The 11,390-nt window shown below is 44.9% G+C and carries 8 protein-coding genes and 1 tRNA gene; 3 read left to right on the top strand and 6 right to left on the bottom strand.

The features are described 5' to 3' along the window. Positions 1 to 169 precede the first annotated feature (169 nt). Positions 170 to 1,063 (bottom strand): HTH-type transcriptional activator IlvY, encoded by an 894-nt coding sequence (ilvY, locus tag ACED45_RS23065; protein ID WP_371715109.1) that lies wholly within the window; start codon positions 1,061 to 1,063, stop codon positions 170 to 172. Positions 1,064 to 1,209: 146 nt separating this feature from the next. On the opposite strand from ilvY, the gene ilvC reads away from it, so the two are divergent. Further along, a complete protein-coding gene (ilvC, locus tag ACED45_RS23060) occupies positions 1,210 to 2,694 on the top strand; it encodes a ketol-acid reductoisomerase (RefSeq protein ID WP_086711540.1) in 1,485 nt (494 codons plus the stop codon). A 313-nt stretch (positions 2,695 to 3,007) separates the two neighbouring features. Here ilvC and ubiK read toward each other — a convergent pair whose 3' ends face one another. The 4 genes from ubiK to ACED45_RS23040 all read right to left on the bottom strand — a co-directional run bounded on the left by ubiK (position 3,008) and on the right by ACED45_RS23040 (position 8,219). Continuing rightward, positions 3,008 to 3,259: a ubiquinone biosynthesis accessory factor UbiK gene (ubiK, locus tag ACED45_RS23055; RefSeq protein WP_146491943.1), complete on the bottom strand. Its 252-nt coding sequence runs from the start codon at positions 3,257 to 3,259 to the stop codon at positions 3,008 to 3,010. Between the two features lie 119 nt (positions 3,260 to 3,378). Next, complete coding sequence (locus ACED45_RS23050) at positions 3,379 to 6,501, bottom strand: multidrug efflux RND transporter permease subunit (protein ID WP_146491944.1); 3,123 nt, start codon at positions 6,499 to 6,501, stop codon at positions 3,379 to 3,381. 11 nt (positions 6,502 to 6,512) lie between these two features. Further along, positions 6,513 to 7,619: an efflux RND transporter periplasmic adaptor subunit gene (locus ACED45_RS23045; RefSeq protein ID WP_060983266.1), complete on the bottom strand. Its 1,107-nt coding sequence runs from the start codon at positions 7,617 to 7,619 to the stop codon at positions 6,513 to 6,515. Positions 7,620 to 7,637: 18 nt separating this feature from the next. Then, a complete protein-coding gene (locus ACED45_RS23040) occupies positions 7,638 to 8,219 on the bottom strand; it encodes a TetR/AcrR family transcriptional regulator (protein ID WP_010433399.1) in 582 nt (193 codons plus the stop codon). Between the two features lie 180 nt (positions 8,220 to 8,399). Here ACED45_RS23040 and rep point away from each other — a divergent pair, with 180 nt between their 5' ends. Continuing rightward, positions 8,400 to 10,418 carry a DNA helicase Rep gene (gene rep / locus ACED45_RS23035; RefSeq protein WP_108020191.1) on the top strand — a complete coding sequence of 673 codons (2,019 nt, stop codon included), beginning with the start codon at positions 8,400 to 8,402 and terminating at the stop codon, positions 10,416 to 10,418. An 81-nt stretch (positions 10,419 to 10,499) separates the two neighbouring features. Here rep and ACED45_RS23030 read toward each other — a convergent pair whose 3' ends face one another. After that, the gene (locus ACED45_RS23030; RefSeq protein WP_017069626.1) at positions 10,500 to 10,913 is read right to left on the bottom strand and encodes a c-type cytochrome; all 414 of its coding nucleotides are present in this window, start codon (positions 10,911 to 10,913) and stop codon (positions 10,500 to 10,502) included. Positions 10,914 to 11,211: 298 nt separating this feature from the next. Between ACED45_RS23030 and ACED45_RS23025 the strand changes: the two genes are divergently transcribed. Next, positions 11,212 to 11,288 (top strand) — tRNA-Arg (locus ACED45_RS23025). The last annotated feature ends 102 nt before the right edge of the window (positions 11,289 to 11,390 follow it).

Here is an 11,390-nt window from a genome sequence, read left to right as displayed (position 1 = left end):
AAACCGGCAACCGTTAATAGCGGTTCTAGGGTTCAAATCCCTATCCCTCCACCACCATTAGAAAGCCCGCTGAGAAATCAGCGGGCTTTTTTCTTATCTGAGATATACATAAATGAAAAGAGGGAAGAGCATTGACGTGCTCTTCCCTCTTTTGTATTGAAAATAACGACTAATAGTCTGTTAAATATTTCCCTTCTGCAACTTGCCAGAACGCTCGAATTAGAGGGTTATCTAATTGTGCTCGCTTACAACATACACCCAATTCAAACGGTTTGATGGGTTCTATCTTTAAACGGTCTACTTTATCTCTTACTGGACTGTTGTTAATGACCACATCTGGCGCGATACCAACCCCACAACCAAGGGCAACCATGCTCACGATTGCCTCATGCCCTGAAACCTGAGCGTAAATATTGGGTTTTATCTTCATCTTTTTGAACCATGCGTTTGCACGCTCTCGGGCCGTTCCAGCTTCTGGGATGATAAAAGGTACTTTATTCCAGTTTGGTTTATCAGATTGTAGTTGTTGGCTAAAGCTACTCACACCTGATGGGATGATAACGGAAAGTGGTATATCGCTGATGGTCTCGAATTCTAGCCTTGAAGGAAGGATGTCTGGCTTTGCAGAGATCGCGATATCCGCCTCATCATTTAAGATCTTGTCGATGGATTGAGCCGGATCGCCAGTAGAGAGCTTAAATTCAATATACGGATGAATAGCCCTAAATTCGGTTATGAGTTCAGGTAGGTGACTGTAGCTAGCTGTCACAGAACAAAATATACGTATTTCACCTTTAAGCTCTTGTTCTCCGCCCTTCAGATGAAGGTTATATTGTTGCCATTCGCCAACGATGTTCAATGCCACAGGTAATAGATGTTTACCTGCTGGGGTCAGATCAACACTGCGGTTGTCTCTGATAAGCAGCTCTTGTCCTGTTTCCTCTTCAAGCTTTTGTATCTGACGGCTCAGCGCTGAAGGGCTGACATGCATAGCAGCAGCGGTTTTACTGAAACTCTTGCTGTCACATAAATGTATAAATAATTGTAGAGATTTTATGTTCATGTTCTGCGATCGTTTCCATGTTGCATTTATTGCAATAACTAATTGTGAATATATCACTTTCAGCAACGGAGTGTCTGTTTTAGTATGAAGTCATTCGATAGAGAAATATCGACCTTACGGACTTATTTTTAAAGGAGTGCCCTAGAATGGCTAACTATTTCAATACATTAAACCTTCGTGAACAACTAGACCAATTAGGTCGTTGCCGCTTTATGGATCGTGAAGAATTTGCGACAGAAGCTGAATATCTTGAAGGTAAGAAAATCGTAATTGTTGGTTGTGGTGCTCAAGGCCTAAACCAAGGTCTAAACATGCGTGATTCTGGTCTAGACGTATCTTACGCCCTACGCCAAGCGGCAATTGACGAGAAGCGTCAATCATTCAAAAATGCTGATGAGAACGGCTTTGTTGTGGGTAGCTACGAAACACTAATCCCTCAAGCAGACCTAGTAATCAACCTGACTCCAGACAAGCAACACACAAACGTTGTTGAAACTGTAATGCCTCTAATGAAAGAAGGCGCTGCACTTGGTTACTCTCACGGCTTTAACGTTGTTGAAGAAGGCATGCAGTTACGTTCTGACCTTACGGTAGTAATGGTTGCACCTAAGTGTCCTGGTTCTGAAGTTCGCGAAGAGTACAAGCGTGGTTTCGGTGTACCAACACTGATCGCTGTTCACCCAGAAAATGACCCTAAAGGCGAAGGCTGGGATATCGCTAAAGCTTGGGCTGCTGGTACCGGTGGTCACCGTGCAGGTTGCCTAGAGTCTTCTTTCGTAGCGGAAGTTAAATCTGACCTTATGGGCGAGCAAACTATCCTTTGTGGCATGCTACAAGCAGGTTCTATCGTATCTTACGAGAAGATGATTGCTGACGGCATTGAACCAGGTTACGCAGGCAAGCTTCTACAATACGGTTGGGAAACAATCACTGAAGCACTTAAGTTCGGTGGCGTAACTCACATGATGGATCGTCTATCTAACCCAGCTAAAGTTAAAGCGTTTGAGCTTTCGGAAGAGCTTAAAGACCTAATGCGTCCGCTTTACAACAAGCATATGGATGACATCATTTCTGGTCATTTCTCTAGCACTATGATGGCTGACTGGGCGAACGATGATGTGAACCTACTAGGCTGGCGTGAAGAAACAGGCGAAACTGCATTCGAAAACTACCCAGCTTCTGACGTAGAAATCTCAGAGCAAGAGTACTTCGATAACGGTATTCTTATGGTTGCTATGGTTCGTGCCGGTGTTGAGCTAGCATTCGAAGCTATGACTGCATCAGGTATCATCGATGAGTCTGCTTACTACGAATCTCTACATGAGCTTCCACTAATCGCAAACACAGTTGCTCGTAAGCGTCTGTACGAAATGAACGTAGTAATCTCTGATACAGCTGAGTACGGTAACTACCTATTCGCTAACGTAGCAACACCGCTATTACGTGAGAAGTTCATGCCTTCAGTTGCAACTGACGTAATCGGTCGTGGTCTAGGTGAAACATCTAACCAAGTAGATAACGCTAAACTAATCGAAGTTAACGAAGCTATCCGTAACCACCCTGTAGAGTACATTGGTGAAGAGCTACGTAGCTACATGAGCGACATGAAACGTATCGCTGTAGGCGGTTAATTCGTCGCTTAGATTAGATATTGCGAATTTGTAGAAAAAGCAAAGCAGTATCAATAACTCCTTACAGGTTGGAGTTATGAATAAGCAACACAACATCTAATAAAAAGGCTTGGTCGCCGTTGACCAAGCCTTTTTTGTTTTTCAGAGGTGGAAGTCGAGAATGTTTTGCGTACCAGAGGACGATAGCTTTTAAACTAAGTCATTCCTGAAAGTGGCGAAGAAACGTGGCCGGGAATCTCTCCTTATTATTCTCGCTCGCATAAAAAAGGGCTGACGTTTTCACGTCAACCCTTCTATGTTTTTCGCTGATAACTTACTTGTCAGCAAACTTAGCTTCTAGATCTGCTAGCTTCTGTTCCATTTCAGTTAGCTTTTGGCGAGTGCGAAGCAGTACTTGTGTTTGAACATCAAACTCTTCACGGCTCACAACGTCTAGCTTGTTTAGCTGGCCTTGGATAACCTGGCGAACTTTTTGGTCTACGTCTGAACCAAGCTCTTTTACTGGTTGAGGCATAGAATCGTGGATCTGCTTAGCAATCTGCTCTAATTTTTTTGGATCAAACATATCAATTAAAACTCCTGAATATTTACTACTATTCTATTTAATCACACTTGAGATGTCGCCTATGGCGTATAAAAAAAGGCCACCGAAGTAGCCTTTTTATTGTTAATACGACTTAGCGATTACTTATTATCAGCTAATTCTCTGTGTGCCGCTTTTGCTTCATCGACGCGAGCTAACTTTTCTAGGTCTTTGTCTTCAACAAATACAGGCAGAGGTTTGTGTTTTTCAGCCAAGTAGCTGTAAATCACGGGCAGTACAAATAGCGTGAAGAGAGTACCAATCGCTAGACCAGCAACGATTACGATACCGATACTGAAACGCTGAGCCGCACCCGCACCACTTGCGTACATCAGTGGGATTAGACCTGCGATCATCGCCGCCGTTGTCATCAGGATTGGACGAAGACGAACCTTCGCAGCTTCCATTACCGCTTCGATACGAGTCTTGTGATGATGTAGCTGCTCTTCTTTTGCAACTTCACAGATCAAGATACCGTGTTTGGTAATCAGACCAACCAAGGTGATCAAACCTACCTGCGAGTAGATGTTCATCGTTGCAGCACCCCAAGCTAGAGCTATTAGAGCACCACAGATCGCCAGTGGTACAGATACCATGATAACCAATGGATCCTTAAGAGATTCGAATTGAATCGCAAGTACCAAGAAGATGATAGCCAGTGCTAGACCAAAGGTCGCGTAAAGTGCGCTACCTTCAGTTACGTATTGGCGCGCTTCACCCATGTAATCGTGGTTGTAGCCACTTGGTAGTTTATTTGCTGCTGTATCTTCAAACCAAGCAATTGCATCACCCATTGCCGCACCTGGTGCAGGTACCGCACCAATCGTCGCTGAGTTCAATTGGTTGAAGTGAGGAAGAGAACGAGGTTCTGCCACAACATCAATCGTAATTAAACTGCCTAGTGGAACGGCGTTACCATCAGCTGCTCGAACGTAGTAGTTGTTCATCGACTCTGGGTTCAAACGGAATTTACGTTCAACCTGAGGAATTACCTCGTAAGAACGTCCATTCAAGTCAATACGGTTGACGTAGCCATCTGACATCATGGTACCTAGCGTGATACCGATATCTTGCATGGTCACACCGTATGCGCCTGCTTTATCCTTGTCGATGTTGATCTTCATGGTTGCTGAGTCGTAGTTCAGGTCGAGATCTGAATATACAAACAGTGGGTTTGAAGATACATCAGCCAGAATATCAGTGGTGATTTGGAACAAGCTTTCAAAACTGTTTGGCGTTGTAATGACAAACTGAATTGGAAGGCCTGAACCTGCACCTGGTAGTTCTGGCATTTGGAACGCTGTTACCGCCATTCCAGGAACATCTTTCACCAAACCACCAACGCGGTTTGCTACTTCTGATTGGCTTGCTTCACGCTCACTCCATGGAACCATAGATGCAATACCAAACGCTTGGTTTGCATTAGGAACACCAGTAAACACCTGCGCGTACGCTACTTCTGGCTGGTCAGACAGAATTGTGTTTACGTCGTTCATGGTATTTTGCATGAAGTCTAAGTTCGCATTCGAAGGTGCCGTACCCATTAGCATGATTACACCCTTATCTTCTGAAGGTGCTAATTCACTAGGGATGAACTTGAATAACATCGGCAAACTTGCAAATACGATGATAGCAAAGCCAATGAATACTGGACGATGCTGCATTACCGCGCCAAGCATACGCTCGTAACGGTTAGTCATACCATCCAGTACACCATGAACTTTCTGTTCAAACTTGCTTGGCTCAGCGTGAGCTTTCAGCATTTTTGAACACATCATTGGCGATAGCGTAAGTGCCACAATACCTGACACGAAAACCGAACCTGCTAGGGTTAACGCAAACTCTTTAAATAGCGAGCCTGTGATACCACCCATCATTGCGATTGGAGCATATACCGCACCTAGCGTTAGTGTCATTGCGATAACAGGGACCGCAATTTCACGGGTACCGATAATTGCCGCACGGAAAGGGGACTCCCCGAGCTTGATGTGCCGGTCGACGTTCTCAAGTACTACGATCGCATCATCTACCACTAAGCCGATGGCGAGTACCATTGCCAGGAGTGTCATCAGGTTCCAAGAGAAACCCATTGCCTGCATTACCATTGCCACACCAATCAAAGACAGTGGGATAGTAACGATAGGAATCAGTACCGCTCGGAATGAACCTAAGAACAAGGTGATTACGATCAATACGATTAATGCAGCTTCAAGGATTGTCTTGATAACCTCTTGAATTGACTCGTTAATAGCAATAGTTGAATCGTACATTACGTTCATAGAGATGTTGCTTGGTAGGTTCTTCTCTAGTTGAGGAAGAAGCTCAAGTACATCTGCAGCGATGTTGATTGGGTTGGCACTTGGTGCCGCATTGATCGCAGCAACAACCGCTTCCTGACCGTTTGCACTTGCACGGTAAACGTCGTGGCTTTTCTCTAGAGAAACCTTAGCGATGTCAGACAGACGAATAATCTCACCTTCACCACTTCTAACGACTAAGTTCTCTAATTCTTCAGTGTTCGATACTTGCGTGTCGGCACTGCCGTTATAAAGAACAAACTCGCCGGTTGCTTGACCTGTAGCCGATTGGTAGTTGTTGGCATTCAATACCGTCATTACATCACTAGCAGTTAGGTTAACTGCAGCCATTTTTGACGGGTCTAGCCATACGCGTAGTGCGTATTTCATGCCACCGTATAGGTCAACTTTCGATACACCATTTACCGTAAATAGCTGCGGGTTAATTACACGCTCTAGATAATCGGTAATTTGGCTCGACACCAACTCATCACTAGTAAAACCAATGTAGAGTACAGCTGTTGTTGAACCAGTCGACATGGTTACGGTTGGATCTTCCGCTTCTTTTGGAAGCTGAGAACGCACCGAGTTTGTCTTGGCCAGTATGTCAGACAGCGCTGCATTCGGGTCGGTGTTCAACTTCATGTTCACCGTAATCGTCGAGCTACCGAGTACAGAAGAGGAAGTCATATAGTCGATGTTATCCGCTTGCGCCACAGCCTGTTCGAGGGGTTGGGTGATAAAGCCTTGGATAAGATCGGCACTTGCACCGTAGTAACTCGTGGTTACGGTTACAACGGTATTCGTCATTTCAGGGTATTCACGCACCTGCATTTTGAAGATTGCTTGTAAGCCAAGCAGCGCAATCAAAAAGCTGATGGATACCGCTAGAACTGGACGTTTAATAAAAACATCAGTAAAGCGCATTGTGCCTCCAGTTACAGCTTAGGTGTTTCAGATGGTGGAGTGATTGCATCACTTTCAACAACCTTAACTTTGGCGCCGTTACTTAGACGTACTTGGCCAGAAGTTACAACCGTATCGCCAGCTTTAACGCCTTCAAGGATGTGCGCGATATCTGCTGTGCGTTCACCAACTTTCACGACGTGTTGAGCAACACGCTGAACGCCGTCTTCTTCAGTCAGGATGTAAACATTGTCACCGTATAGAGTGAAAGTAATCGCTGTTTGAGGCAGAGTTACTTGATTCTCTAGTTTAGGCAGAATGATGTTAGCGCGAGCGAACATGCCGCTACGAAGTTTGCCATCATTGTTTGGAATATCTGCTTGAACTTGGATAAGACCACTTTGGATGCTAACTGCGGGTTCAATTGCACTAATAGAGCCTTCAAACGGTGTTTCTGGGTAAGCATCAACAAAGATGTCGACAGCTTGGCCTACATTGATACGAGAGATGTCGGTTTGAGAAACCGTGAAGCGAAGGCGCATTACACTGGTATCTTCTAAACGAACGATATCTGTACCCGATTGCAGGTATTGACCTAGGTATACGTTACGAATACCAACAGTACCGTCGAATGGTGCACGAATTTCACGGCGCTCGATCGATGCTTTTAAGCTTTCAATGTCAGCAGATAGAGAGTAGTAGTTTGCCTCTGCTTCATCGTATGCTTCTTTTGAAATAGAGCCTTTCTTAAACAGGCCTTGGTAGCGTTTGTATTTTGCTTTTGCCGCAGGCAGTCGAGCTTCAGAACTCTTTAAGTTGGCTTTTTCTACGCCAGAATCAAGACGAACAAGAAGTTGGTCATTTTTAACGTCAGTTCCTGAACCAAAAGAGATTTGGTCAATAACACCGCTAGTTTCATTAGCTAGTGTCACACCTTGGTTAGGTTCGATGAAGCCGATAGCTTCAATCACTGGAACCCAGTCGATCGGCTGAACTTCAGTCACTGTTACTGGAAACTCTGGTTCAGGGCGGTTGGCCATATACTCAGCAATTTTTTGTTGTTTGAACATGTTGAACCCAATAACGCTGCCGAAAAGTAGTACAGCGATGAGTAACATGAAGAAAGTCCACTTTTTCATTATGGTCAAAACTCCGATCTAGTGTTTAATTATTGCGTCCCAACTGGCTTCAATTGCAGCTTCTAGTGCTGCCTCGTCGAGTTGGTAAAATCCTAAAGAATGCTTTCGCGCTAGAGATACACTAGCTGCTAAGCTCAAGCCACTTAGTACTTCATTATCAAGTGGTTTAAACAATCCTTGCTCTTTACCCTCATTAAATAGCAGCTCAACTTGGGCAAACATTTTACGTTCTAGTTCCCTGAAGTTTAGGCTATTTGTTATGGGTAGTGAGTCATACTGAACCCGATTTTTGATCGCGGCTAAGTTCGTTCCTGCTAAGTTCCATATGTTGAGCCACATGGTTCTATAGCGTTGCTTTATTGGATCCGAATCATTAACCCCTTCTTGAACAGCATCAGCTACTCTTTGAGTCACGAGCACTCGAACATCATCTATCAAGTGGTCTTTATCATCGAAGTAGCGGTAGATAGTGCCTGCAGCAACCCCCGCCTCTTTGGCTAATTTTTGCATTGAAAGGCCTTGAAAGCCGACCTCGGCAATGAGCTTTTCAGCGGCAGAAAGTATTTGTTGGCGTTTATCCTGAGGTGCATGAGTTGTCATTATTCTATCACCAGTGAATGAACGTTCATTCATTATAGCCTAAGAACCACACACATGTGCAACAAAGTTTTACACATGCAGCGTAAAAATCTTGTATAAGAGAACGTAGCATTCGAGGTGTTGCAGCATTATTATAGGCGCGCAATTTAATTCGCTCCTCTAGACCAAATTGAGAACCAAATGAAACTGAACCCAAGACAAGATGAAGCCGTGAAATATGTTTCGGGCCCCTGCTTAGTATTAGCGGGCGCTGGATCCGGTAAAACACGTGTTATCACGAATAAGATCGCTTACTTGGTTCAAGAGTGTGGCTATAAGGCGCGTAATATTGCTGCGGTAACCTTTACCAATAAAGCGGCACGTGAGATGAAAGAGCGTGTTGGACAAACTCTTGGTAAAGGTGAGTCGAAAGGTCTGATCGTTTCAACGTTTCACACCATGGGTTTAACTATCATTCGTCGTGAATATAAAGCACTGGGTTTGAAAGCGGGTTTTTCTCTATTTGATGATCAAGACCAGTTAGCTCTGTTAAAAGAGTTAACTGAAAGGCAAATTGATGGCGATAAGGATTTATTGCGTGCATTGATGAGTGCGATTTCGAATTGGAAGAATGACATGCTGACGCCAGATCAGGCGAAAGCTCGAGCTCAAGGCGAACAAGAACAGCTTTTTGCATTCTGTTTTGAGATGTACCAAAAACAGATGAAGGCCTATAACGCACTCGACTTTGATGATTTGATTGCGATGCCGGTATTACTGCTCAAAACCAATCAAGAAGTACGCGAGCGTTGGCAGTCGCGTATTCGCTACTTATTGGTGGATGAATACCAAGATACCAACACCAGCCAATATGAACTGGTTCGCTTGCTTGTTGGAGAGCGCGGCCGCTTGACGGTGGTAGGTGATGACGACCAATCTATCTATTCATGGCGTGGTGCAAAACCGCAAAACTTGGTGCTGCTTGGTGAGGACTACCCGAACCTACGCTTGATCAAACTAGAGCAAAACTATCGTTCAACCAGTCGAATCTTACGTGCGGCGAACATCTTGATCGCCAACAACCCACACGTTTATGAAAAGTCACTGTTCTCAGAGATCCCAGACGGTGAAAAGCTCAAGGTACTGAATGCTAAGAATGAAGAGCATGAGGCCGAGCGTATTACCGGTGAGATCATCGCTCATAAGTTTTTGAACCGTACTGAATATAAAGATTACGCAGTGCTTTACCGTGGTAACCATCAATCGCGCTTGATTGAAAAAGCGCTGATGCAGAACCGCGTGCCTTACAAGATCTCCGGCGGCACCTCTTTCTTCGCCAGAGCAGAAATTAAAGACATCATGGCTTACCTGCGTGTGTTGGTGAACCCAGATGATGACAACGCCTTCCTACGTATTGTAAACACACCGCGTCGTGAGATTGGTCCGGTGACGCTTGAGAAATTAGGCAGCTACGCCAACATGCGTGGTAAAAGCTTGTTTGAAGCAAGCTTTGAAATGGGCTTAGAGCAAACGCTGACGGGGCGTGGTTTAGAAAACCTGCGCCGATTCGGTGATTGGATTGTTCGTATCTCGGATAATGCTGAACGTGGTAATACGGTTGAGGCTGTTCGTTCTTTGGTTCGTGATATTAACTATGAAGATTGGTTATACGAAACCTCTGCGAGCCCGAAAGCTGCTGAAATGCGAATGAAGAACGTTTCTGATCTTTATAGTTGGATTGTGGCCGATCTTGAGGGTGACAACTACGACAAAGAAGAGAAAACCCTACGCGAGGTAGTTCAACGCTTAACACTGCGCGACATGATGGAGCGTGGTGAAGATGATGATGATGCGGACCAGGTTCAATTAATGACGTTGCACGCATCGAAAGGCCTAGAGTTTCCGTATGTATTTCTGATGGGTGCTGAAGAGGGTATCTTGCCGCACCAAACCAGTGTCGATGAAGGTAACGTAGAAGAAGAGCGTCGTCTGATGTATGTAGGGATTACTCGAGCTCAGAAAGAGCTGACCTTTACTAAGTGTCGTGAACGTCGTCAGTATGGCGAGTTGATTAAGCCAACACAAAGCCGCTTCTTAGATGAACTGCCACATGATGATGTGGAGTGGGAAAGCGTGAAGAAGCCACAGTCCGCTGAAGAGCGAATGGAGAAAGGGCAGGCGCACATTGCTAACATTCGTGCGATGTTCAATAAGAAGTAACTCTCTACTTAATTAACACCATATAGAAGACAATAAAAAAGGTGACCATGAGGTCACCTTTTTTGAATTTGGCATTTTTAATTACAGACCGGCAATCATGTGCTCGATAGCATCTTTGATTTCGTCGTCTGAACAGTCCATACATGAACCTTTCGCAGGCATCGCATTGAAACCGTTGATTGCGTGGTCAGCTAGGATGTCGCGACCTTGAGCAATACGAGGACCCCAGTCACCAGCATCACCTGTTTTAGGTGCGCCACTTACGCCAGATGCGTGACAAGCGATACAAAAGGTACCGTAAACTGCTGCGCCATCACGAGGGCCTGTTGGTTCTGCGGCTACTGGCTCGCTGCCGACTAGGTAAACTTGGCCAACTGGTTTGATGCGTTCAGCAATTGCATCTTGCTCCGCTTCGCTAAGGCCTGCAGCCATTGCGCCAGTTGAAAAGGTTAAAACTGCGATGACAACGCTTAAAATTCGACGAGACATATCCATTAAACTCACTTTACATTCCCAAGGTAAGTACATGCTTACCAATTTATAGTGTTGGAAGGGTGTTTTGGCTTTAACCAGCAAAGAGCAACTGTTAAACCAATGTAAATAATGGGTGATTATATCCCGATAAGTTGTTGCAATAAACAACAACTTATAAGCTGTGGCGGGTTGTAGTACTCAAATAAGGGGTTTATCACATATTAACTGTCGAAAAAGAGACCAAACAGAAAAAAAAGTTAAAAAAGTACTAGACGGCATTGGGTGATATACGTATTATTCCACTCCGCCGACAGGGCATGCGCCTGTAGCTCAGCTGGATAGAGCGTTGGCCTCCGGAGCCAAAGGCCGAAGGTTCGAATCCTTTCAGGCGCGCCATCCGGTCTCTTACTTCGGTAAGTGAGAAATTGGCACAAAAGAAATAATGGTGGCTATAGCTCAGTTGGTAGAGCCCTGGATTGTGATTCCGGTGGTCGCGAG

Origin of the sequence: Vibrio crassostreae, from assembly GCF_041439375.1 — a bacterium.
Classification (GTDB): domain Bacteria; phylum Pseudomonadota; class Gammaproteobacteria; order Enterobacterales; family Vibrionaceae; genus Vibrio; species Vibrio crassostreae_D.
The sequence above is the reverse complement of the archived record's forward strand: the minus strand, read 5'-3'. Positions and strand labels throughout refer to the sequence as shown.